Origin of the sequence: Cyanobacterium sp. HL-69 (genome assembly GCA_002813895.1) — a bacterium.
Taxonomy (GTDB): Bacteria; Cyanobacteriota; Cyanobacteriia; order Cyanobacteriales; family Cyanobacteriaceae; genus Cyanobacterium.
In genome coordinates this window covers 281,095-304,617 of the sequence record CP024912.1, presented here as the reverse complement: position 1 = coordinate 304,617, position 23,523 = coordinate 281,095, and the positions used below count along the sequence as shown (strand labels likewise).

26 protein-coding genes are annotated in these 23,523 nt (G+C 38.1%); 10 read left to right on the top strand and 16 right to left on the bottom strand.

What is annotated here, in order from left to right; all coding sequences use genetic code 11:
- The first annotated feature begins 186 nt into the window (after positions 1 to 186).
- Positions 187 to 573, top strand: coding sequence for a c-type cytochrome (locus tag AA637_RS01410; protein WP_069789238.1), 387 nt, complete (start codon positions 187 to 189; stop codon positions 571 to 573).
- 27 nt (positions 574 to 600) lie between these two features.
- On the opposite strand, the gene AA637_RS01405 is transcribed toward AA637_RS01410, so the two are convergent.
- Positions 601 to 1,290, bottom strand: a complete 690-nt coding sequence (locus AA637_RS01405) for an N-acetylmannosamine-6-phosphate 2-epimerase (protein ID WP_446683575.1) — start codon at positions 1,288 to 1,290, stop codon at positions 601 to 603.
- A gap of 233 nt (positions 1,291 to 1,523) precedes the next feature.
- Here AA637_RS01405 and AA637_RS01400 point away from each other — a divergent pair, with 233 nt between their 5' ends.
- Positions 1,524 to 3,431 (top strand): cation:proton antiporter, encoded by a 1,908-nt coding sequence (locus AA637_RS01400; protein WP_446683574.1) that lies wholly within the window; start codon positions 1,524 to 1,526, stop codon positions 3,429 to 3,431.
- Between the two features lie 164 nt (positions 3,432 to 3,595).
- Positions 3,596 to 4,414: a 16S rRNA (adenine(1518)-N(6)/adenine(1519)-N(6))-dimethyltransferase RsmA gene (rsmA, locus tag AA637_RS01395; protein ID WP_446683573.1), complete on the top strand. Its 819-nt coding sequence runs from the start codon at positions 3,596 to 3,598 to the stop codon at positions 4,412 to 4,414.
- A gap of 95 nt (positions 4,415 to 4,509) precedes the next feature.
- Here the strand turns inward: rsmA and AA637_RS01390 are convergent, their stop codons facing one another.
- The 3 genes from AA637_RS01390 to AA637_RS01380 form a co-directional block, all read right to left on the bottom strand.
- Positions 4,510 to 6,651 carry a Tex family protein gene (locus AA637_RS01390; protein WP_446683572.1) on the bottom strand — a complete coding sequence of 714 codons (2,142 nt, stop codon included), beginning with the start codon at positions 6,649 to 6,651 and terminating at the stop codon, positions 4,510 to 4,512.
- A 62-nt stretch (positions 6,652 to 6,713) separates the two neighbouring features.
- On the bottom strand, positions 6,714 to 7,229 hold the full coding sequence (locus AA637_RS01385) for a hypothetical protein (RefSeq protein WP_446683571.1): 516 nt from the start codon (positions 7,227 to 7,229) through the stop codon (positions 6,714 to 6,716).
- Positions 7,230 to 7,273: 44 nt separating this feature from the next.
- Positions 7,274 to 8,296: an ABC transporter permease gene (locus AA637_RS01380; RefSeq protein ID WP_446683570.1), complete on the bottom strand. Its 1,023-nt coding sequence runs from the start codon at positions 8,294 to 8,296 to the stop codon at positions 7,274 to 7,276.
- A 360-nt stretch (positions 8,297 to 8,656) separates the two neighbouring features.
- On the opposite strand from AA637_RS01380, the gene crtB reads away from it, so the two are divergent.
- The 4 genes from crtB (at position 8,657) to AA637_RS01360 (ending at position 14,105) form a co-directional block, all read left to right on the top strand.
- On the top strand, positions 8,657 to 9,583 hold the full coding sequence (gene crtB / locus AA637_RS01375; protein ID WP_446683569.1) for a cyanoexosortase B: 927 nt from the start codon (positions 8,657 to 8,659) through the stop codon (positions 9,581 to 9,583).
- A gap of 68 nt (positions 9,584 to 9,651) precedes the next feature.
- Positions 9,652 to 10,551, top strand: a complete 900-nt coding sequence (locus tag AA637_RS01370) for a cyanoexosortase B system-associated protein (protein WP_446683568.1) — start codon at positions 9,652 to 9,654, stop codon at positions 10,549 to 10,551.
- Between the two features lie 108 nt (positions 10,552 to 10,659).
- A complete protein-coding gene (locus AA637_RS01365; RefSeq protein WP_446683567.1) occupies positions 10,660 to 11,820 on the top strand; it encodes a polysaccharide biosynthesis/export family protein in 1,161 nt (386 codons plus the stop codon).
- Between the two features lie 29 nt (positions 11,821 to 11,849).
- Complete coding sequence (locus tag AA637_RS01360) at positions 11,850 to 14,105, top strand: GumC family protein (protein WP_446683566.1); 2,256 nt, start codon at positions 11,850 to 11,852, stop codon at positions 14,103 to 14,105.
- A gap of 4 nt (positions 14,106 to 14,109) precedes the next feature.
- Here AA637_RS01360 and dndC read toward each other — a convergent pair whose 3' ends face one another.
- Positions 14,110 to 15,663 (bottom strand): DNA phosphorothioation system sulfurtransferase DndC, encoded by a 1,554-nt coding sequence (dndC, locus tag AA637_RS01355; protein ID WP_446683565.1) that lies wholly within the window; start codon positions 15,661 to 15,663, stop codon positions 14,110 to 14,112.
- 187 nt (positions 15,664 to 15,850) lie between these two features.
- Here dndC and AA637_RS01350 point away from each other — a divergent pair, with 187 nt between their 5' ends.
- From AA637_RS01350 to AA637_RS01340, 3 genes are read left to right on the top strand one after another with little or no spacing between them, the layout of a single operon-like run.
- A complete protein-coding gene (locus AA637_RS01350; RefSeq protein WP_446683564.1) occupies positions 15,851 to 16,417 on the top strand; it encodes a DUF2062 domain-containing protein in 567 nt (188 codons plus the stop codon).
- Positions 16,418 to 16,448: 31 nt separating this feature from the next.
- Positions 16,449 to 16,997: a hypothetical protein gene (locus tag AA637_RS01345; protein WP_446683563.1), complete on the top strand. Its 549-nt coding sequence runs from the start codon at positions 16,449 to 16,451 to the stop codon at positions 16,995 to 16,997.
- 15 nt (positions 16,998 to 17,012) lie between these two features.
- Positions 17,013 to 17,510, top strand: coding sequence for a chemotaxis protein CheW (locus AA637_RS01340; protein WP_446683562.1), 498 nt, complete (start codon positions 17,013 to 17,015; stop codon positions 17,508 to 17,510).
- 57 nt (positions 17,511 to 17,567) lie between these two features.
- Here the strand turns inward: AA637_RS01340 and rpmE are convergent, their stop codons facing one another.
- From rpmE to AA637_RS01285, 11 genes are all read right to left on the bottom strand, one after another.
- A complete protein-coding gene (gene rpmE, locus AA637_RS01335) occupies positions 17,568 to 17,816 on the bottom strand; it encodes a 50S ribosomal protein L31 (RefSeq protein WP_069790211.1) in 249 nt (82 codons plus the stop codon).
- Between the two features lie 129 nt (positions 17,817 to 17,945).
- Positions 17,946 to 18,344 carry a 30S ribosomal protein S9 gene (rpsI, locus tag AA637_RS01330; RefSeq protein ID WP_069790212.1) on the bottom strand — a complete coding sequence of 133 codons (399 nt, stop codon included), beginning with the start codon at positions 18,342 to 18,344 and terminating at the stop codon, positions 17,946 to 17,948.
- A gap of 2 nt (positions 18,345 to 18,346) precedes the next feature.
- Entirely contained in the window at positions 18,347 to 18,802 is a 456-nt protein-coding gene (rplM, locus tag AA637_RS01325; protein WP_069790213.1) for a 50S ribosomal protein L13, read from the bottom strand.
- Between the two features lie 18 nt (positions 18,803 to 18,820).
- Positions 18,821 to 19,639 carry a tRNA pseudouridine(38-40) synthase TruA gene (gene truA / locus AA637_RS01320; RefSeq protein ID WP_446683561.1) on the bottom strand — a complete coding sequence of 273 codons (819 nt, stop codon included), beginning with the start codon at positions 19,637 to 19,639 and terminating at the stop codon, positions 18,821 to 18,823.
- 23 nt (positions 19,640 to 19,662) lie between these two features.
- Positions 19,663 to 20,013, bottom strand: a complete 351-nt coding sequence (gene rplQ, locus AA637_RS01315; protein WP_069790215.1) for a 50S ribosomal protein L17 — start codon at positions 20,011 to 20,013, stop codon at positions 19,663 to 19,665.
- Between the two features lie 79 nt (positions 20,014 to 20,092).
- On the bottom strand, positions 20,093 to 21,079 hold the full coding sequence (locus AA637_RS01310; RefSeq protein ID WP_069790216.1) for a DNA-directed RNA polymerase subunit alpha: 987 nt from the start codon (positions 21,077 to 21,079) through the stop codon (positions 20,093 to 20,095).
- 145 nt (positions 21,080 to 21,224) lie between these two features.
- On the bottom strand, positions 21,225 to 21,617 hold the full coding sequence (gene rpsK / locus AA637_RS01305) for a 30S ribosomal protein S11 (protein WP_015223438.1): 393 nt from the start codon (positions 21,615 to 21,617) through the stop codon (positions 21,225 to 21,227).
- Between the two features lie 178 nt (positions 21,618 to 21,795).
- The gene (rpsM, locus tag AA637_RS01300) at positions 21,796 to 22,176 is read right to left on the bottom strand and encodes a 30S ribosomal protein S13 (protein ID WP_069790217.1); all 381 of its coding nucleotides are present in this window, start codon (positions 22,174 to 22,176) and stop codon (positions 21,796 to 21,798) included.
- Between the two features lie 83 nt (positions 22,177 to 22,259).
- Complete coding sequence (gene rpmJ, locus AA637_RS01295; protein WP_015223440.1) at positions 22,260 to 22,373, bottom strand: 50S ribosomal protein L36; 114 nt, start codon at positions 22,371 to 22,373, stop codon at positions 22,260 to 22,262.
- Positions 22,374 to 22,576: 203 nt separating this feature from the next.
- Complete coding sequence (infA, locus tag AA637_RS01290; protein ID WP_069790218.1) at positions 22,577 to 22,807, bottom strand: translation initiation factor IF-1; 231 nt, start codon at positions 22,805 to 22,807, stop codon at positions 22,577 to 22,579.
- Positions 22,808 to 22,882: 75 nt separating this feature from the next.
- On the bottom strand, positions 22,883 to 23,437 hold the full coding sequence (locus AA637_RS01285) for an adenylate kinase (RefSeq protein WP_446683560.1): 555 nt from the start codon (positions 23,435 to 23,437) through the stop codon (positions 22,883 to 22,885).
- Between the last annotated feature and the right edge of the window lie 86 nt (positions 23,438 to 23,523).

Sequence of the window (23,523 nt, the reverse complement as noted above, 5' to 3'; positions counted from 1 at the left end):
TGTTTGCCTATGGTTAATTGTTACATTGAGGGAATTTTTAATCAATTGCCATGGAAACTTCCTCATGGGGCTAAGTATTTGTAGAAGAAAGAGTGGTGAAAGTTAATTAAATTTGGAAAAGTGGCATTAATGAGACAAAATATTGCAGAATGTTAAATAGGTAAACCAAAAGTTAACAATGATTCCGTGAACAACCAAATATTAGAAACAAAAATTAATAGACCAGAAGTCAGGAACGTGATCATAACCATTTCCAGTGTTATTTTGTTAACAACGGTAATAATTCTCTCATTTTGGTTGTTACCTTCTAAAAATCCCTACATCATCGAAGTATTGTCTTATCAAGGTAATGGGGAAAGGGGAGAGGCAATTTTTAATGTTAACTGTGCTGGGTGCCATGGAATACAGGGGGTAGGAAATGTAGGGCCGACTTTAACCAATGTTTCTAAACGCAAATCGGAACAGAGTATTATTAATCAGGTAATTAGCGGTAAAACTCCCCCTATGCCTAAGTTTCAACCTTCTGCCGAGGAGATGGCGGATTTATTGGCTTATTTACGAGAGTTGAATTAATCGGAATATTATTCTTTAACAACGGGCTTAAGTACCTTGCCTATTTTCTGCCTCCATGGTCGCCACATATTCCCTTGTTTGTAAATCAATACCTGTGATGGCAGTACCCACAACCACCGCAAAAGCTCCTATTTCGAGGGCTTTTTTTGCTTCTTGGGGGGTTTTGATACCTCCTTCACAAATAATTGGTTTATCGATAGTGGTTACTAATTGTTTGAGAAAGTCAAAGTTAGGGGGAGTTTTATGGGCGGTATCTTCTGTATAACCGTAGAGGGTGGTACCGATAAAGTCTGCTCCTGCTTGGCTAGAGGCGATCGCACTTTGAAGGGTATCAATATCAGCCATCACCAAACGACCTAAATCAGATTTAATTTTAGCAATAATATCCGCCATGGTTTCTCCGTTAGGACGACTTCTGAGGGTGCCATCCACCGCAATAATATCCGCCCCTGCTTCGCTTACTGCCACGGCATCTTCATATCGGGGGGTAATATATACGGAAGAATTTAGTCCCATTTGCTTCCATAAACCGATAATGGGAATATCAGGAGCTAATGAACGTACTGCTTGGATGTGGCTTGGGCTATCGATTCTGACTCCTTTTGCCCCATTCATAATGGATGCAAGGGCGATCGCACCTATCATCTGGGGTTGATGCAAAGGAGAATCACTAGGCGCCTGACAAGAAACAATTAAACTCGATTTAAGAACATCCATCAATTTTGAAATTATGAGTTATCGATTATGGGTTACCAATGAGTTAATTACTCAAACAATCAAAAATGCACAAGATTAGGTTAATTAACCTCTAATTGTCCATGGTTCATCGTCCATTGTCAATTGCTTAAGTTATCAATTATCAAATTAAGCTACCATGGATAGGACATTATCATAATTTCAAAAGAAATTATCAACAAAATACAAGGCGTATTATCTAAACCTCTGATACCATGGAAGACTCTTTCACTCTGACTTTACTGATCATCATAACCGTATTTGCAGGGATTAGTTCTCAAGTATTGGGAGAATTTTTTAAAATACCCAGTATCGTTTTCCTGCTCATATTTGGGGTGTTATTAGGTAGAGACGGTTTAGGCATATTACAGCCAGAACTTTTAGGAGTAGGATTAGAAGTATTAGTCGCCCTTGCTGTGGCCATTATTTTGTTTGAAGGGGGCTTAAACCTAGAACTAAAACAGCTAGACAAAGTATCAGGCAGTTTACGCAACCTTGTCACCATAGGCACCCTCATTACTTTTATTTTGGGTGGTATGGCGGCCCACTGGTTAGCCGAATTTCCTTGGGAAATCGCCTTTTTATACGCATCCTTGGTGGTTGTTACTGGCCCCACGGTAGTCGGTCCATTATTAAAACAAGTGGCCGTAGATAAGCGTGTGGCTACCTTACTAGAAGGGGAAGGGGTATTAATTGATCCTGTGGGTGCTATTCTGGCTGTGGTAGTATTAGATACCATTCTTAATAGCTCTGCTTATTCCTTTGAAATTGTCACAGGATTATTATTTCGTCTGGGCATTGGGGCGATTATCGGTGGTATGGGTGGTTGGTTACTGGGCTCATTTCAGAAAAACGCCAACTTTGTCCCCGAAGAATTAAAAAATTTGGTGGTTTTAGCAGGAGTATGGGGGATATTTGGACTATCCCAGATGATTATTAGTGAGTCAGGGTTAATGGCAACGGTGACGGCAGGGATTGTGGTGAGGGCTTCTGACATTCCCGAAGAAAGGTTATTATTACGCTTTAAAGGACAATTAACCGTATTATGTGTGTCGGTGTTATTTATCCTCTTGGCGGCGGACTTGTCCATTGACAGTATTTTTGCTTTGGGATGGGGTAGTGTCTTTACAGTTTTGGTACTGATGTTCTTGGTTCGTCCCCTCAGTATTCTGATTTGTACGTGGAATAGTGGCCTTAATTGGCGACAAAAGACTTTTTTAGCATGGATTGCCCCCCGTGGTATTGTATCGGCTTCCGTGGCTTCTTTATTCTCGATTTTGTTAACCCAAAATGGCATTAACGGGGGAGACTCTATTAAGGGATTAGTTTTCCTTACCATTATGATGACGGTTTTTGCCCAAGGTTTGAGCGCTGGGGGAGTAGCAAGTTTACTAAAAATAAAATCTAATTGTGCAGGGGGTGCGGTGATTGTTGGTTGTAATCAATTGGGGCGTTTAATTGGGCGTATTTATCAAAATGAAGGGGAATCGGTGGTTTTGATTGATACGGATAAGGATGCCTGTGAGAAGGCTAAACAGGATAATTTACCTGTATTTGAGAGTAGCGGATTAGATCCTCAAGTGATGGAAAAGGCTGATATTACCTCCGTAGGCACTTTAGTTGCCCTTACAAATAATGGGGATGTTAATTTAATGATTGCACAAAGGGCGATCGAGGAGTTTGCACCGCCGAAGGTGTTGGCAGTTTTTCCGAAGCAAAATGATAATAATGTGAAGGCTAATAAGCAAAAAATTAATCAACCTTTTATTAATGAGTTACCTGTAAAAGTTTGGAATCAATATCTCCAAGATGGTTTATTTAGGCTTGGTAAAACGGTGATTAGGGGTAAGGGTGATGCTATCGATTTTCAGCAGGTACATATCCAAGCGTTGATTGCTTCGGGGGAAATGTTGCCTTTGTTGGTACGTCGAAATGGTAAGTTAGATATTATCCAAGCTAATGAAGAATGGAAGTTAGGGGATGAAATTATTTATCTTCTTCATGATCCTCGTCCGCAATTATTAAAACGTTTATCGGGGGTAAGCGCTTCTTCCCGTCTCAATTTGGAAAAATTACCGAAGGTTGAGGAGATTCCTTTGCCGGTGAATATTAAACAAGCATAGTTAGATAAGAATTGATAATTGATAGTTGATAATGGGCAAGTAGTAATGAGCAAGGAGTAATGGACAAGGAGTAATGGACAAGGAGTAATGGGCAAGGGGCTTAAGCCCCTTGTTAAAGGAAGGTTTCAGGGTTTGTGTATTTCTACTAATTTTAAATTTTTTTTATGGCAATTAGAGCAAAAAAACAGTTTGGACAGCATTGGTTAACTAGCGACATCGCTTTAAATAATATTATTCGTACTGCTCAATTAAGTAAGGGCGATCGCATTTTAGAAATAGGACCAGGCACGGGGGTTTTAACTAAAAGAATGTTACCCTATGTGGATAAATTATTAGCCATTGAAATTGACCGAGATTTGTGTAAATTATTAGTCAAAGAGTATGGAGAAAAAGATAATTTTTTATTGTTGGAAGGAGATTTTTTAGAGTTAGATATTCCTGATATTTTAGGCAATTTTCCTCATTTTAGTAATTATAATAAAGTAGTTGCTAATATCCCTTATAATATCACTGGCCCTATTATTGAAAAGCTCCTCGGTACTATTTCTAGTCCTAACCTTAATCCTTTAGAGTCAATCGTTTTACTCATTCAAAAGGAAGTGGGCGATCGCCTCGTAGCCGAACCCAACAACAAAATTTATGGAGCATTATCTGTCAGAGTTCAATATTTAGCAGAGTGTGAAATTGTCTGTGAAGTACCTGCAAAAGATTTTCGTCCTCGCCCCAAAGTTGATTCAGTAGTAGTCAAAATTACCCCCAGAAAGTTAGAAAAAGAAGTTAATAATCCTAAGTTTTTGGAAACTATTATAAAACTAGGTTTTTCTAGTAGAAGAAAGATGTTAAAAAATAACTTAAAATCTATTGTTGATAACGATAAATTAGAAGAAATTTTAACAAATTTGAACTTAAATACCCTTGCAAGGGCAGAAAATTTAAGCCTTACTGATTGGATTTTATTAAGTGATGAATTAGAAAAAATTTAAGTAGGGTGAGCTGAAAAATAAAGCCATAGGGCAAGGGGTTTAAACCCCTTGTTAAACAATAGTAAAATGTAAGCTGTATGTAAGAATTATATTTATTAAAGTTTTTTAAGCCCAATACGTTTAAGTTTTTGATTAACTTTCAATACCCTTACCCTGACAACCTCTCCCACTTTTATCACCTCATTGGTATCCTCAATAAACCTATCTGCCAATTGAGAAATATGAATTAACCCATCCTGATGTACCCCCACATCCACAAAAGCCCCAAAATTAACCACATTAGTCACAACCCCTTCCAACTCCATTCCCTCTTGTAGGTCACTAATTTCGTTGATACCTTCCCTAAAAGTAGCATACTTAAATTCGGCACGGGGATCTCTACCTGGTTTTTCTAATTCTTGGCGAATATCCTCTAGGGTAGGTAAACCAACGGTATCGGTGACATATTTTCGTAAGTCTAACTGGTGAATATGGTTACTGAATTTATTAATTTGGTCTAGGGAGATGTTAATATCTTGGGCAATGGCTTCCACGATGGTATAACTTTCGGGATGTACCGCTGTATTATCTAAAGGATTTTTGCCCCCCTGAATTTTGAGGAAACCTGCCGCCAATTCAAAGGTTTTTGCCCCTAGTTTTTTCACCTTGAGCAATTCTTTACGGCTTTTAAATGCCCCATGCTCGTTGCGATAATTAACGATATTGTTGGCAATGGTGGGGTTAATGCCGGAAACGAAGGTGAGTAATTCTTGGGAAGCGGTGTTTAAATCTACTCCCACATAGTTAACGCAACTTTCTACGGTTTCTTCTAGTTTTTTCTTGAGCAGTTTTTGGTCAACGTCATGTTGATATTGTCCTACTCCGATGGATTTGGGGTCAATTTTTACTAATTCGGCTAAAGGGTCTTGTAATCTCCTACCGATGCTAATAGCTCCCCGTACGGTAATGTCAAGATGAGGAAATTCGGTGATGGCAATGTCACTGGCAGAATAGATGGAAGCCCCAGATTCGTTGACCATTACCTTAATGGGTTTAGGGTTTAAAGGGGCGATCGCCTCGGCGATAAATTGCTCGGTTTCTCTCCCTGCTGTGCCATTTCCAATGGCAATCAATTCTATGCTATATTTTTTTATAAGATTTTGAATTGTATTAGTGGAAATCTGTCTTTTTTGCTCCCCTGTGTGGGGAAATATGGCTTGATAGTCCAAAAATTGTCCTGTTTCCGAGAGAATAGCTACTTTACAACCCGTACGAAATCCGGGATCAATGGCCATGGTGGGTTTCATACCTGCGGGGGCAGATAATAGTAATTCCCGTAAATTCGCTTCAAAGGTTTTGATGGATTCAGCGTCAGCCCATGCTTTTTTTTCTGCCCTTACTTCCCTTAATAAAGCTGGTTTCATGAGGCGGTTAAAACTATCTTTGATGGTATCTTGATAAAAGTTTTTTAGGCTTTTGTCTTTAGTTTTGATGATTTTTGATTCTAAATAATGAAGACTTTTTTCTTCATCAAAAGTAATATCTACATTTAATATTTTTTCGTTTTCCCCCCTAAATAAGGCAAGAATATTATGGGGGGCTATTTTAGTTAGTTTTCCTTGAAAGTTACGGTACATTTCATATTTAGTTGTACCTTCTTCATAATCTTTTTTTACGCTAGATGTAAACCAACCATTCTTTAAAATAAACTCCCTCAAGTAAGCTCTTAAATTAGCTTTTTCTCCTATTTCTTCGGCTAGTATATCCCCAGCCCCAGCGATAGCTTCTTCGATGGTTTTTACTTCGTCATTTAGATATTTTTGGGCTTCTTTTTCTAGGGAAAAATTATTTGTTTGGGGTTGATTCTTAGCTTTGATTAATTCGGCAAGGGGGGTTAATCCTTTTTCCTTTGCCATGGTGGCACGGGTACGCCGTTTAGTCTTGAAAGGTAAATAAAGGTCTTCAAGTTCATTTTTTTGTAAACAGGCGGTGATTTGGGCTTTTAATGAGTCACTGAGTTGATTTTTAAGGGCGATCGCCTCTAGGATTACTTGTTTACGATTTTCTAATTCTTGTAAATAGTTAAAACGCTCTTCAATATTTCTTAATTCTATTTCATTGAGAGAGCCTGTTACTTCTTTACGATAACGGGCAATAAAGGGAATTGTCGCCCCTTCTGAAAATAGGTTTAAAGCACTATTTACTTGATTTATATTTAGCCCTAATTCTTGGGCAATAACTTGAAGAATATTGATCATTTAATTTTTATAAATTTAGAGCTAATGAAATGGTGTTTTGTTATATTATTTTTAAAATATAATCATCCCACCATAGAAACAATGGAAAGACGCATCTCACCATTTACTTCTCGTAGTTGAAAATCAGAAATAAACACATCTAAATCATTAAAATACTTTAACTTTCTTTCTACAAAGTCTCTTACTAAATCTCTAAAAAAAATATCGCCAGAATTATCTTTTTCAATACCGTTGGTAACCGTTAAACTTTGAATTTCTTTTTCCCTTTCTTCCTCTGGTAATAGAGCTAGATTCCACCCTGCTATGGCAATACTTACTATGGCACGTCCTTTTTCTATATCTTCATAAATTAAATCTTTTTCTGATTCTAAGAAATCCCAAAATACTGCCGAAATTTTGAATTGTCCATCTTTCCTTCTGATAATTTTCCTGTCAGGATATATGGCCTTTAATTCTTGTGCATAAGCATCTAAATGCTCATCGTTACTATTTTTACGATTGATTTTTAGTTTTCCTTTTACTTTAGTTGCTGGTAAACTTTGTAAATCTCGAAATGCTTTAGATATTTTTTTCGCCATGGTGAATTTCCTGTACTCAATAAATGAAAATATCAATTATAAATTTACTCTAAGTTTTCTAACTTAATGCGAGGATCAACAAATTTTAACAATAAATCAGCCATTAAATTACCGATAATTAACATAGTTGCCCCCATGATTAAACTTGCCATAACTAAATATAAATCCTGAGCCTGTACCGCTTGTAAAATTAGCCTACCCAATCCAGGCCAATTAAAGAAAAACTCGGCGATGAATGCACCACCTAACAAACTAGCAAATTCAAATCCTAATAGAGTGATGAGAGGGTTAATGGCGTTACGCAAAGCATGAACATACAATACTCGATTCTCAGGAAGTCCTTTTGCCCTTGCGGTTTGAATATAATCTTGGCGCAGTACATCTAAAAGTTGCCCTCGGGTTAATCGTTGTAATCCTGCAAAACTGGTAATACTTAGGGCGATGGTGGGTAATATCATATGCCAACCAATATCCAGAATTTTACCGAAAAAGGATAGTTGGTTATGGTTTACACTTGTCATGCCTCCCACGGGAAATAAGGGGGATAAATTTTGAGCTACCACCAATAAAATTAGGGCGGTGATAAAGCTAGGAAATCCTTGCCCAAAATAGCTCATTACCCTTAGAGTTTTGTCGATGGGTTTATTTTGATTAACAGCGCTGATTATGCCGAGGGGAAGGGCGATCGCCCATGTTACAATAATTGATGAAATGGCTAATAGTAAAGTGGCGGGAATTCGCTCAATAATAAGGGAAGAAACCGAGCGAGAATAAACAAAACTTTCTCCAAAATCAAATCTAGTAACTACTTGCCTTAACCATAATAGATACTGTTGTAGGGGTGGTTTATCTAGTCCAAAACGAATTTGTAACTCGTCAATGGTTTCAGGGGAGATTGTGGGATTTTGTCGTAGGTTATCAAGATAATCCCCCGGTGCCAGTTGAATAATAATAAAACTAAGCATGGAAGCTAATAAAAGAGTTAGTAATCCTTGGGATAGTCTTTTAACAACATAGATTAGGTTTTCATTGAAGAAAAAACTTTTCACAGGTATATTTTGCGTCATTCATAATGTCAATTAATCCCATTTAGATTAACATTTTTCTACTATAGTAAGCAACTTCCTGAGTTATATAACACTTTAATTTATTATATTTTTAGCATATTTAAACTTAAAATAAACCTTACAACAATTGCTTAAAATAAATTTACTTAATATAACCATAAAATCATAATTAATAAAGGCAAAATAACTAATTAACACAAAATTTGCAAATAAACATAGAAAAAAACTTAATAGAATCTTTATTGAAAAATAGCATATACTTACGTATGCTTTAGTTAAAATGATAGAAACAAGAAACATTATTAGAATAATCTCTTAAAATGTAAGGTGTTAACAATGGTTTATTGACAATGTATAAAAATGGCACTAATTAAGAATAAACAGAATTATCTAAACGAACAAACAATCTCCTATCTAATACTGGGATTTTTATGTTTGATGTATTTTCCTTTAATATGGCACTGGTATGATGGTTGGCTAAATAAAACCATCGGTATCGAACATGAATACTTTAGCCATGGGGTGATTGGTATTCCTTTTGCATTTTATCTTTGTTGGCTTGATAAAAAAAAGTGGCAAAAATTACCGAATCTATTTCGCCCAGAAGGTTTTTTCCCCCTTAGTGTCGGTGGTATTTTTTACCTCTCAGGAGTGCCAGAATTTGTTAATCTTTCATTTCCCCTGATTTTATTGGGAGTTGGTTATTTTTTGAAGGGTAAAGCGGGATTAAAGTTATTTTGGTTTCCCTTTGTGTTGATAATTTTGGCAACTCCCAACTCTATCCCTTATTTAATAACTCCTTACACCCTTTGGTTACAAAGATTTATTGCTTCTCTTTCGGGATTTTTACTATTTCACCTGGGTTTTGATGTGGCGGTGAATGGTATATATCTCTCGGTAAATGGTCGATTGGTGGAGGTAGCCCCCTATTGTGCAGGGTTAAAGATGCTTTTTACCAGTTTATATGTTTCTTTGATTTTACTATATTGGCGGGATGTTTTGGGCGATCGCACTCGCTCCCTATGTTTGTTGGTAGGTGCAGTATTTATTAGTGTCATGGGTAATGTATTTCGTAATGCAATTTTAGCGTTTTTCCATGGTGCAAGACAGGATTCCTTGTTTGTTTGGTTTCATGATGATTGGGGCGGAAGTCTTTATTCTACCGTCATGTTAGGGTTTATTTTTGCTTTACTTCTATGGATTGAAAAAATAGATTTTGCTCCCAAATTTGATAATCAATCAGAACAGTTAAAATCTGATGATGATGAATTTAATTTTAAATTTTAGCCATCAGTGAATATAAATTAATCATGTATTTTCAGAATAAATAAATGTAAAATAGATTAATAAATAAAATGCCTGATAAAAAAGAAAAAAAATCTTCTTATTTAGGTTTAATAATTATCCTAATATTATTGATTGTTATAGGAGTTTTGCCTGGCTATTTAAGAGGAGGAAACTGGAGTTGGAGTAGTGAAAATGAACCTAGTAATATGAGGTTAATTAATAGCTTAAAAAACGACTCTATATCATTGGAAGGTTGGAAAACAGTAGAAAGACATAGAGTAAGACTAAGTGGCAAAAATTGGCACTGGGAAGTCATGGAAAAAGACAATCTTACTGCTAGTTTATTAATACAACCTCAGCCTTATTTTAAAGATAAACCTAGCGTTGAATGGACTGATTTACAAAGTTTAAATGTAAATGCGTCTTTCTGTCTGCAAGAAATCTCCGAAAAATTATCTTTGACACCACAGGAATTAAATATTGAATCATCTGCTAAAAATATAGGCACATTAATTGAGCAAAAAGATGTGGATAAAAATACCTTAAATATTATTTTAGGCTCTCTACCATCCATATGTTCTCGTGCCTTTACCATTAGAAATTTAGATAATCAGAATACAATAATTCCTTTAATAGATCCTCAAGATTGGTCAACAGACTCTCAACAAAGCATCACCTTTAATACTGAAGATAATCTTACTATTACAGCCCTATTTCAAAGGGGTTGGAATCAGAATAATACTGTAGCGATGATGAATTGGTACACATGGAAAGATGGAGGACATTATAAACCTTATCGTTGGTTTATGAGTGATCTAAAAAGTCAAATTAAGGGCGATCGCACTGGGTGGGTAGCCATAAGTTTAAGACTATATATAGATCCTTTAGAAGAAATAAAACCAAGACAAGAAGAAATAACAACCATAGCAAAACAAGTGCAAACAGCAATTACAAACAAAATTAGGTAAAGTTAAACAAACACAAAAATTAATATTAAGTAAAAAAATTGATAACCAACTCTATTACAATTATTAAAATCGTTATAATCTGAAGCATAAAAATTAATTAAGATCACAATGACTAATAAGTTTCACCCCCTAAAGATACTCTTATTTCATTCTTTCCTCGTGATTCTTATACCCCAACAAATAGCGTGGTCACAAAACAATTTAAACCTTCAAACCAACGACCCATCAAACTTTCCTTCAGTACCCAGAGGTTATGAACCAGAACCATTCAACGAAGGAAACGCACAACATTTAAATGATTACCGTCTTGACTTTGGCGACTCCATTAATGTTTCAGTGGCAAGATTTCCAGAATTTAGCTTTTCGGGGACACTAGACGCTCAAGGAAACGTAGTCGTGCCAATTTTAGGGCGCATATCCCTTCGAGGTTTAACCACCGAAGAAGTAGAAAATAAAATTAGCTTTGAACTGGGAAATCGTTTTTTGCGTGAACCCCCCCAAGTTTTAGCTGTATTAACAGGACAACGCCCGTTTAACCTTACAGTAATAGGAGAAGTCGTTAGACCAGGCTATTATACCGTCAGTGATGGCATACCCATGAGCTCCCTCCTCAACTTAGCTGGAGGTACTACCAATAAAGCAGATATGCGATCTATCATAGTCCGTCGTCGCCTCGCTGATGACAGTTTAATCGAAGAAAAACTAGATCTCTACCGTCCTCTAATCGAAGGAACAGGAGAGCCTCGTATTCGGCTTCAACCCGGAGATACTATCGTTGTTTCTGCCCTCGAAGTTGGACAAGATCAAGATTATGATCGAGCACTCATAGCCCGTACTAATATTCCCCAACCTCTTATCAGAGTTAGAGTGGTAGCACCCACGGGTGCGGCAGGAGTAACCCTCAGAAATATTAATATTCCTAACGGTAGTTCCTTCCTCGATGCAGTGGCACTTCTACCTGAGTTTATTCCTCTAATTACCAACAATGAAGTAACCCTAATGCGTTTTGATCCAGAGTTGGGTAAAGTAGTCACTCAATCTCTTAACGTTCGTCAAACCATAGAGACAGGAGATATGGCTCAAAATCTTCCTCTACGGGAGGATGATGTTATTGTGGTGAGTCGTACTCTCTTAGGGCGTATCTTGGGAGGTATCAGAATTATCACTCAACCCATTAGAGATATTTTTGGTTTTACTAATTTCATCCAAGATGCCATTGATGGCAGAATATTTGATAATAATCGGAATAATAATAATATCCGTTTCTAAAATAATTTTATAGATAGCTACAATTTTTTATGGCACCTCCTATTGTTACTCGTTTTTTTATTTCCCTCAATGAACATAAATGGCTAGGTATTGTGGTTTTTGCCGTAATTACGGGGGGATCTTTTCTTTTTACCCTTGTTCCCGAACCAGAAAGACAGGAAGATAAGATTCTTGCTTTTGGGCGTTTATCGGTAAATAGTCCTTTACCCACTTTTACATCAGCGGGAGAAGAATTACGCAACCAGGGCAGATTAACAAACATTCAGGATATTATCTCTCAACAGGTAATACAAAATATTGCTAACCGTATTGATTTTAATTTAAGACAAACAGAAAGAGCCGTAGCGGATCTAGTTTTGGGTTTACCAGAGGAACCAGAAAATCAAACAAGGGAAAACAGTGATACGAGCGCTCGTTTAATTACTTTCCGGTATGACGGGGGTAGAACCCCTGAAGAATCGAGAACCGTTTTACAAGTATTTTTGGAGGAAATTGTTAATGAAAGCTATCGTGTTAACACTGTAAGATTACAAAATAAAATTACCGATTTACAAAGAAGACTTGCGGAAGTTCAAGAAGATGTAGAACAAGCCGAACAAAATTACTATACTTATATTTCCAATGAAGGTGCTTTACTCTTATCGGTTCAAGATGGTAGTTTATTCGGTGGAATTACCAGTTCTGAACAACAAAAAAGACAATTAGATGTGGTATTGTCTGGCATTGATGCAGAAATAGAAACTTTACAACAACAATTGCAATTAACTCCGGAGGAGGCTTATGTATCCTCGGCTCTAAGTGCAGATCCTATCATTGCTAATTTAAGGGCTTTAATTTTACAAAATGACTTGGAGTTACAGCGATTACAAACTGATTTAAGGGAAGATCATCCCACCATGGTAGAGTTGAGGGAACAAAAAGCACTTAATGAAAGGTTAATAGAGGAAAGGGGAAGGGAAGTTATTGGTACGGATAGGGTTTTTCAACCGATAACAGGTAATGTGCGAGACGCTAGTAACTTGGATCAAACTAGGGCGCAGTTGGCTGCTAGATTAATAAATTTAGAAGGACAAAGAAATGCCGTGGCAGGGCAATTAGCAGCAGTAGAACAGGTTCAAAATACTTTACGCCAAGAGTATGAGCAGTTCCCGGAAAGACAGACTCAACAAACTTCTTTAATTCAAGAGGTTCAGTCTCAAAGGGTTCTCTATGAAACTATTTTTGCAGCTTTGACGGATGCCCAGTCAGCGGAGGCAGAGGCGGATAGTAGCTTTACTATCATACAACCTGCTTTTTTAATTCGTGAACCTAGCCCCCCTGTACCTCCTGCCACAAGTCCTATTCTAATTGTGGGTGTGGGGATGGTGATTGGCTTCGCATCGGCTATGGGGGTGATTTTCCTCTTTGCTACCCTTGATGAGAGATTGCATACTCCGAGGGAATTACAAGACTTTTTTGCGGAACGGGATGTTCCTTTGTTGGCAGAGTTGCCCATGGTGGAAAATCCTGAACCTTTTCGTAAGGCAATGCCCATTATATTTGAGTCTGATTCTCCTTATTCACGATTTTATGAACGTCTTCGTAGTAATATTCGCCGTTTGGGGGGTGACAATACTAAGGTAATTCTTGTTTCTAGTGTTATTGCCGATGAAGGGCGTACGGTGACAGGTTATAATTTGGCGATCGCCTCTGCTAATGCTGGAAAACGTACTTTATTAATTGAACTAGATTTACGGGATAAAAACCCCGGTTCTCGCAAATATTTTCAGTTACAAGCAGATCCTGCCCTCAGTAGTAATCCCATTAGTTACTATGATTTTCAAGGGGTAAATAGTGGGGATTTAAATTTATTGATTCAGAGAGTACCTGAAATTCCTAACTTTTCCATTGTTCCTAGCCCCGGTTTTCAAAAACAAGCCCCTGCCATTTTGGAGTCGGCAGAAATTAAGGCTTTTTTACGATATGCGCGATCGCAATATGACTTTGTGGTGATAGATACTCCATCTGTTTCTAGTTGTAATGATGCTTTATTATTAGAGCCTTTTGTAGATGGTATTATTTTAGTAACCCACCCGGGTAAGAGTCTTAGAAATCTTCTTGGCACTACCATTGATGATTTTATCGAGGAAGAGTTACCACTAATCGGGGCTGTCATTAATAATGTGGGCTATGATAATCAAATTATTGAGCCACAGGATGATGATGAATCTAATTTTTTAATTAGAAATGATGATGATGAAAATTTATCTTTTGGCGACAATGTTGAGAATGATGCTAAAGATTAAAAATTTAGGCATTGCCACTCTTACTAAACTTCATTTTGCCCCATGTTAGTTTTTGTTGTAATGCTTTCACGTCCCCTTGTTGGGCTGTTTTTTTAATATCTCTGATATATTCCGCATTGGCGATCGCCTCTTCGGGAGAACGAGAGCTAGTATGAAAACACTTTTCAAGGGCTTGATAAATACCCACCCGACGAACCTTTGTCAAATACTGTCTTTCGGTATCCAATAAACGAGTCATCAACTCTAGGTGCATGGTGTCTCCCTCACACAACTCCTCTAGGGTTTGCCATTCCTCCGAACCTAATAAGGAATTACCTGCCCCAATGCGAGGATCATTAAATTCTTCCCCTGTCACCTCTTCATAGATGCGGGGTAAACTATCATCAAATTCATGTTTTTCCTCCAGCCAAATTCTTCTAATCTCGCTCAACTCGGCAATGGAAATTAAATCTAAATCCCGAAACTCTGGGGGGGCGTTTTCCCTAATACTCATTTGGGCTTCTAATACCTTTGTTAACCAATATTCTCGCCACTGCTTGAGATATGGGCCTGGAATATTATGCACGGTGGTTTCGCCATCCACATTACGCTCAAAAAGTTCTACCTTACCGTAAATACGCCGAAAATCTCTTTTATCTCGATCATCCCGAATATCTAACTCGTTTCTCAACTCTAGCAAGGGTTGTAACCATTCTTTCTCTTCATCATTTTGAATCATCGCTTCCATGGATTTATCTTTGCTTACCATGGTACATACCCAACAACCAAACCGAGAATCCCCACAACTAGGGGTTGACGTATCCACCACCAAAGGACATTCATTATCAGCGGTAGCCCCCCGATACATGGTAAATAAGTCTTGATTATCTCCGCCCCAAGGATTTTGCCATTGTAGTAAATACATCCACACTTCATCGGTGCGCCAATCTTCTATGGGGGTATATATGTAGGAGTTGGGTAAACGGGAGTTAATGCTTAATCTGGCTCTAAATCTACCTTTCTCGTGTTTTTCCATGGTTCTTTTTCTGGTGGTACTTTCGGCTTTACGAGTACCTAGCACCAAGATTACTTCCCCATTGGCTCGAATAGTTTCACGGATAAATTGATTAGCTGGTTGAATTTTCATCCGTTCAGTACACCAGCGAAAGCCCTGACGGGGGGCGGGGTAGCCTTTCCCTATCAAACATACCCAAAAGGTGTCTTTGGTGGCAGGATGGGTAAGATGAGCCGTGAAGGGCATGGTTTGCTCTTGGGCAGATTTATTTATTTTATCGATACAACCCCTCACCCAGTGGGAAACGATGGGATTTTCCACAAAGGTATCGTTGGTGATGACATGAACTGTTTTTCTTCTTTTTTCGGGGGGTAAAAGGGCGATCGCCCTCCAAATTAGTTGTAGAATACAGGAACTATCTTTACCGCCACTGTATCCAATTATCCAAGGGACTTGATCTTGACAATATAATTCTTGAATTTCTGAGGTTAGTAGGTCAATATCAGCTACTAATTCATCGATGGTGCGGGGTGGAAAAAGGGGGATTTGGTTGTTAGTAGTCATTTCGATAAAAACAGAAAATCAACAATATTATGGATGGTACACAATGGAGGAAAGTGAGGAGCTAAGGGACTCTACAATTTTGAGATGAAAAATAATTTGTTATTATAATCTTGGAAATAAACTTTTTATATCTATATTTTGTCTATTAGATATATGTAATGAAAATATCCATCCATATTATAGCTCAATGCTAAAAAATAAATCAAAATCTATAAATAATGTTACTGAAAAACAACCTGTTCCTTTGAAAAAAAGAAAAAAAATATCGCCCATCAAACGTTATTATAAATACTTTATTTGGCGTATTCTTAGTTTAAAAGAAAGACCAGAGGCGATCGCCCGTGGTTTTGCCATTGGTGTTTTTACAGGTAGTTTTCCTTTTTTTGGTTTACAAATGATCGGGGCTTTGTTACTAGCTATTATTTTAAGGGCAAACAAAGTTACTGCCATGATGGGAACTTGGATTAGTAACCCTTTCACCTATGTTCCTATCTTTTTCTTTAACTATCAAATTGGTTCGTTTATTCTCGAAAAAATCTTTAAAATTCAAGGAAATTATTTAGATGAATTCAATTCTGAGTCGTGGCAAAATTTAGCTGATTCAGGGGCAGAAATAACTATTACTCTTTTGATAGGCTCTTTTTGCGTTGGTTTAACTTTATCTATTATTGCTTATTATTTCATAATAACTATTGTTAAAAACCAAAATAAAACTTTACATAAAACCTCTTTGAAAAAAAAGGATAAATGTTAAAATCAAAGTATAGTAAATTGAGGTTAGTGATATGGGCGAAAAAAAAATCGAAAAACTATATAACCTCGAAAAAAAGGCAAACAAAAATCTTTTTATTACAGGACTACTAACTTTTTTCTTCTCCCCCATTGGCTACCTTTACACTAATCGTTATTGGGGAGCCGCTATCACTTTTTTCATCTTCTTCGCCATGGTAGAAGAGCCGGACTTTGAAGAGGTTTGGGGAGTCATTGCGGTGGGTGGTACCATCGAAAATATTATCGCTGTGCGTCATGCTCGGGATAAATTGGCGATCGCCTCTCGTAACGAAAATGGAACTCTACCCTTCCAACCCATAGCAAGCCCCGTACAAAATCAACAACCAGCCTACCTCCCAAAAGCAAATCAACCCCAAAATTTAGAAATTCTCATCCTCAAGGCTATTAAAGAGCAGGGAGAAATGACCGTTTCTGATGTGGTGATTGCCACCGAATTAAGCCCAGCTATCGTTAAAGAAACATTATTACAACTAGAAACAGAGCAGTTAATTTGTGGGTACAATAGACACAGTGATGGTGCAGTAGTTTACAAAAACATCTAACTCAAAAATAACTCCATGAATCTTGCCAACTTATCTTCTCCCGAATCTAATACTGTTGTTGTTAACAAAATCAAACTGCTCAGTTTTCCCATCGGCAAACTAAACGCAGCCCTTCACATAGATGTAGTGCAGAAGGTAGTTAATTTCGCCACTGTCTATGGTAGTGGATTGAATCACTATGGCATAGCAACCATAGAGGGAGAAGAAATAACCGTAATTGATTTACACAAAAAGTTTTTTAATACCCCAAGTATCTTTGAAGGAGAGGACAAGAAATATTTACTCCTTGCCGAAAATAGTACAGGGGAAAGATTCGGCATCATTGTTACTAATACCCCTAGTTTATATGATATTGCCATTAAGGATATACGAGCATTACCCCCATCCTATCGTCAGGTTGACACTTTTAAAATAGCTTCCCATGTGACAATGGTGACCGAAGAGGAACAACAAAAGACGATCTTTATTTTAGATCCCGATGAATTAATTGCTCCTATTAATACCAAAAAATAATAAAAAAATACCCCTTTTCCATTAAGAGAAGGGGTTTAATCGAAAAAAAAGTCAAAACTATTTAGTTTCTTCGGTTTTAGTCTCTTGAGCTTGGTTGCCAGAGAGCATACCATATTTACGTAAGAAACGATCCACACGTCCTTCCGCGTCAATAATTTTTTGGGTTCCAGTATAAAAAGGATGGTTTCCAGACCAAACCTCAACGTTAATTTCAGGCTTAGTAGAACCGATGTGCATAACCACTTCACCGTTACAAATTACTTTGGCATCGGGGTACCATTCGGGATGAATTCCAGCTTTAGGCATTATTTTCTCCTAACTATTAGGTTGACAAGTGAATAATTAAAATGGATACAAATATTAAAATGGGGTTTAAGTACAATTCGATTAACTAAACTGTTAATACACCAGTACCTAAAACCTCCGTAAATAATATTAACGTTTAGAGAATTGAGGAGCTTTACGAGCTTTACGTAAACCGTATTTTTTACGCTCTTTAGCACGGGGATCTCTGGTTAAATAACCTTCGGCCTTGAGAGGCTGACGATTTTCAGGGTCAAGTTCACACAGTGCTCTAGCTACCCCTAGTTTAACGGCGTCGGATTGACCTGTTAAACCACCACCATGGGCATTAACCAAAACATCATATTCATTTTCTAAACCAAGGGTTTCGAGGGGAGCTTTAACTGCCTGAATATAACCTTGAATTTGTTGGAAATAGTTGGTGGCATCTTGACCATTAACGGTAACGGCTCCAGAGCCTGGAATTAAGCGAACACGGGCAACAGAAGCCTTACGGCGACCAGTTCCTAAGTAAACTACTTTATCAGACATTTTTATTTACCTCCTGCGGGAATGGTTTGGATATTTAATACTTCGGGCTGTTGTGCCTGATGGGGATGATTAGGACCAGTATAAACTTTTAGTTTGGTAAAGAGGCTACGTCCTAAGCTATTTTTAGGGAGCATCCCTTTTACAGCAACTTCGATAATTCTTTCAGGAATACGGTTCTGTAGTTTTTCAAAGGTTTCGGTTTTCATACCACCGGGGCGGCCGGAGTGACGACGGTATAATTTCTGAGAGCTTTTGTTACCTGTGACAACGATTTTCTCGGCGTTAACTACAATAACGAAGTCTCCAGTGTCTAGGTGAGGGGTAAAGTTGGGGTTGTTTTTGCCTCTTAAAACGTTAGCGATTTCGGTGGCTAAACGACCTAGACGTTGATTTTCGGCATCGACAACGAACCACTTTTGTTCGATGTCTTCTATTTTGGGTACTGTTGTTTTATTCATTTTATTTGATGGTCAATTTTAACTAAAAGTAAAAATAGGTTGACTGTTATACCACACTGCTTTGGGAATGGGAAACTCTGGATAATGAACTCTTAAAAAGCATAGTCCCTTGGCTGGTGCTGAGTATTTGACGAGATCTCGACGTTTATTTGCCCATATATCGTTAAATTCTAAGGGCGATCGCACCTCGGCGCCTACTTCTACCAATAATCCCACTAACAGGCGTACCATACCGTACAAAAAACCACTGGCTTGAACCTCAATATGAATCAAATCTTCGGCTCTGTGGCAGGATACCTCTTGCATTTCTAAAAAAGAATGGGGACGGGGAGAACCAGCACGGCGAAAAGCACTAAAATCATGAGTCCCTAACAAAGGTTGTAATGCCTCTGCCATGATTTCCGCATTTAAAGGGTGATGATAGTAATGCCAAGTAAAGGGTTTTAAGAATAAATTGGGAACTTTCCCAGTATATATAGTATAACGATAACGACGAGCTAAGGCGGAAAAACAAGCGTGCCAATGGGGGGCAACTTCGGCGGATGCTCTGATAAAAACATCATCCCCAAGGCGAGTGTTTAACACTTTTGCCCAACGTTCGGGAGGAATGCTAGATGCCACATCAAAATGGGCTACCTGAGCTGCTCCGTGAACTCCACTGTCTGTTCTACCTGCCCCATGAATGGTCACATCATGACCAACGGTAAGGGCGATCGCCGTTTCAATATCTTCTTGTACGCTACGATGATGAGGTTGCCTCTGCCAACCGTGAAAATTAGTACCTACATACTGAATAACCAAAGCAATTCTTTTCACATTAAGGTTAGAGGAAGTCATCAGATTAGTCGCCAAAGAAATAACTACACTAACTGAAGAATAGCCATTTCAGCATTATCTCCACGACGGTTTTTAGTACGAACTAGACGGGTATAACCACCATTACGGTTGCCATAACGTTCCGCCGCTTTAGCAAAAATATCGTTAACTAAATCCTTGTCATAGATATAACCTAAAGCTCTTCTACGGGATGCCACAGAGCCATTTTTAGCCAAAGTGATCATTTTATCCGCAGTGGAACGTACAGCCTTAGCACGGGCTTTGGTGGTAACAATCTCCCCTTCTTTTAATAACTGAGTAGTCAAAGCTCTTAAAAGAGCCTTTCTTTGATCAGCAGGCAAGCCTAGTTGGGCTACCTTACGACGATGTCTCATAAATTTCCTCCTTGATAAATTATAGATAGAGATCTTTAGTGATCCTTAAAATTATTGTCCAACGACAACCGTTATAACGTTAGGGAGTGGCAACGGGTTCTTGACTATCAATCAAATCTCCTGCCACATCTTTAGCCTTTCCTTCCGCTAGGGTAATGCCAAGGCGCTGCTGTAGAGCCTCAATAACTTCCTCCGCAGACTTTTGACCAAAGTTTTTGATTTCTAGTAAATCATCTTGGGAATACTCCAATAAATCCGCCACGGTATTGATCTGAGCCCGTTTGAGACAGTTGTAAGCCCTTACAGATAGATTTAACTCCTCAATAGGAATTTGACTGGTAGGATCTTCCTCAACGGGTTGAACCTCAGTTTTTCCTCTGATATTATCCACATCTTCTAAAGGAGTAAATAAACCTACTAAAATAGAGGCCGCCTCAGAAAGAGCCTCCTCTGGTTTCATACTGCCATTAGTCCAAATTTCTAAAGTCAAGCGATCTGCTAATTTTCCTTCATGGCGTACTTCTTCCACCGTGAAATTAACCTTAGAAACAGGCATGAACACTGAATCTATTTGCAAAAAGTCCAAAGAAGAGTTTTCATCATTACCTTTTTCAATGGCGCGATAACCTCTACCTTTTTCCACTTTAAATTCCATTTCCAATTTTGCACCCTTACCCAAGGTACAAATGTAATGGTTAGGTTCAATTATCTCAATCTCTGATGGTAAACTAAACTGAGCGGCAGTCACCGTGTCAGGTCCTGTTGCCACCAAACGACCGATTTGGGGTGTGTCACTGTAGCTTTTAAACACGAGCTCTTTCATGTTTAGCATAATTTCCAACACATCTTCCCTCACCCCGTCAATCACAGCAAACTCGTGGTTAACCCCCGCAATTCGTACGGCAGTCACTGCTGCACCCTCTAAGTTAGATAAAAGAACCCTTCTCAAGGAGTTTCCCACGGTGATGCCCTGACCTCTTTCTAAAGGTTCTAGTACAAACTTACCGTATTGCCCTTGATTTTTTTGAGTTTTATTTTCTAAACAGTCTATTTTAAACACAGCCACAGTGATTATTTCCTCAATGTATGAAGTCAGGTTTGATTTGATTCTTGATCAGCAAAAGTTTTGTCAAGATGTAATGTGCTTGGTTTATGGACGAAAAAGTAACTAACATTAATTTATTTCCCACGAGAAGCACAGATGAGCAAAACTATACTCTTCTTCTTTTTGGAGGACGACAACCATTGTGAGGAATGGGGGTGATGTCACGAATTAAAGTAATTTCTAATCCTGCTCCTTGTAATGCTCTGATGGCGGTTTCTCTTCCTGCCCCAGGACCACTTACCATTACTTCAACTTGTTTCATTCCGTTATCCATAGCGGTACGAGCTGCACTATCCGCTGCGGTTTGAGCGGCGAAGGGAGTACCTTTTTTAGCACCTTTGAAACCGCTAGAACCAGCCGTGGCCCAAGAGATTACGTTGCCAGTGGTGTCGGTGATGGTGACAATGGTATTATTAAATGTGGATTTAATATAAGCTGTACCACTGGGGATATTTTTCTTCTGTTTTTTTGGACCTCCCCGTTTTGTGGGTTTTGCCATGGTTTTTTTACCTCTTTTACTGAATTTGTTTAATTTAGTTTTGGTTGTTAATTAATCTAATTTCTACTTTTAGGCAGTTAATTTTTGTGAGCTAGGAAGTGTTGCTAAGGGAAGAATAACAATATTTGGATGCAACGTTTTTCCGCCTAGTTGTTTTTGCTTCCACCTAACTAAGTTTTTATTTCTTAGGTGCTTTTTTCTTCCCAGCAATGGCAACTTTGCGTCCTCTGCGAGTTCTACCGTTGGTTTTGGTTCTTTGCCCTCTTACGGGTAAGCCTTGACGATGACGGCGACCACGATAGGTGCCAATGTCCCCTAAACGCTTGATATTCATCGCTTCTAAACGACGCAAATCCCCTTCGATTTGGTAGTTTTCTTCGATGTTGGCTCTTAGTTTAGCAATGTCTTCGTCACTTAAATCTTTAACTCTGGTGTCAGGATTTACTCCTGTGGCGGCTAAGATTTTTTGAGAAGTTACTAAACCAATGCCGTATAGATAGGTTAGTCCTATTTCTACTCGTTTATCACGAGGTAAGTCAATACCGGATATCCGTGCCATGTCTAATAGTTTCCTTTTGTTTCTTTATTTTTTCCCAATTTGGTCAACTTTTGCGTTTCTTAGGTTAAACTTATGGTTAAAGTTTATCCTTGACGTTGTTTATGTTTTGGGTTTTCACAAATTACCATAACCCGACCTTTACGACGGATTACACGGCATTTGTCACAGATTTTTTTGACTGATGCTCTAACTTTCATAGTATTAGTTTACACTGCAAGCCTTTAATTATAACAATATTTTATTTTTGTGTCAAATATCCTAATTTGCTTATTTTCAGCACTTTTCAACGGTTTGGATAGGGATATTTTTGTTATCAATTCTTGACGTTTTTATGGAAAAAGAAAAGATAATTTTGGCAATTTTCCTCTTGATGGGTTGAAATGACACTGTAAAATGGCAATTAGTTCTTTTTTCCTTTGAGACGATAAGTAATTCTTCCTTTACTTAGGTCATAGGGGGTAAGTTCTACTTTGACACGATCGCCTGGTAAAATTTTGATGTAATTACGTCTAATTTTTCCTGCGATGTGGGCAAGGACGTTGAAACCGTTATCTAAGTCCACGCGGAACATGGCGTTAGGTAGGGATTCAGTCACTGTGCCTTCCATTTCAATCAGATCTTTTTTTGACATACAATAGTCCTCTTTATATTTTTAATCCTTGTTGATCATACCAAATGTCTTTGTTTTAAGAAATTACGGTTACGGTTAGGATTTTACTATTGTTTGCAATTCGGTACTGATTTCTTCTAGGGTGCGATCGCCATTGACTGTTTTTAACAACCCTGTACTTTGATAAAAATCAATCAGGGGAGCCGTTTTTTGACGATAAACGTCTAAACGATTGGCGATGGTTTCCTCGTTGTCGTCTTTTCTGCCACGACCTAAAAGCCTTTTCATCAAGGTAGAATCAGGTACTTCGAGGTTAATAGCTGCGGTACAGTTTTGATCCAATTCTGTTAACAGAGTAGAAAGAAATTCCGCTTGGGGAACATTACGGGGGAAACCGTCTAAAATCCAACCTTTTTGAGCGTCTTCCTGACCTAGTCTATCTTTGATCAAATCAAGGATTAACTCATCGGGTACCAAGTCGCCGTTATCTACAAAAGATTTTGCTTTAATCCCTAAAGGGGTTTGCTTGGCGATCGCACTTCTTAAAATTTCTCCAGTGGAGATGTGGGGGATACTCAAATGAGCTGCCAAGATTTCGGCTTGAGTACCTTTCCCAGCGCCAGGGGCGCCTAAAAAAATTAATCTGGTCATGTTTTCGTGGTTGATAATTGATAATTGATAATTGATAATGAAATATTTACTTATCAGAATCAAATATCAGATGGTGTTAACTCACA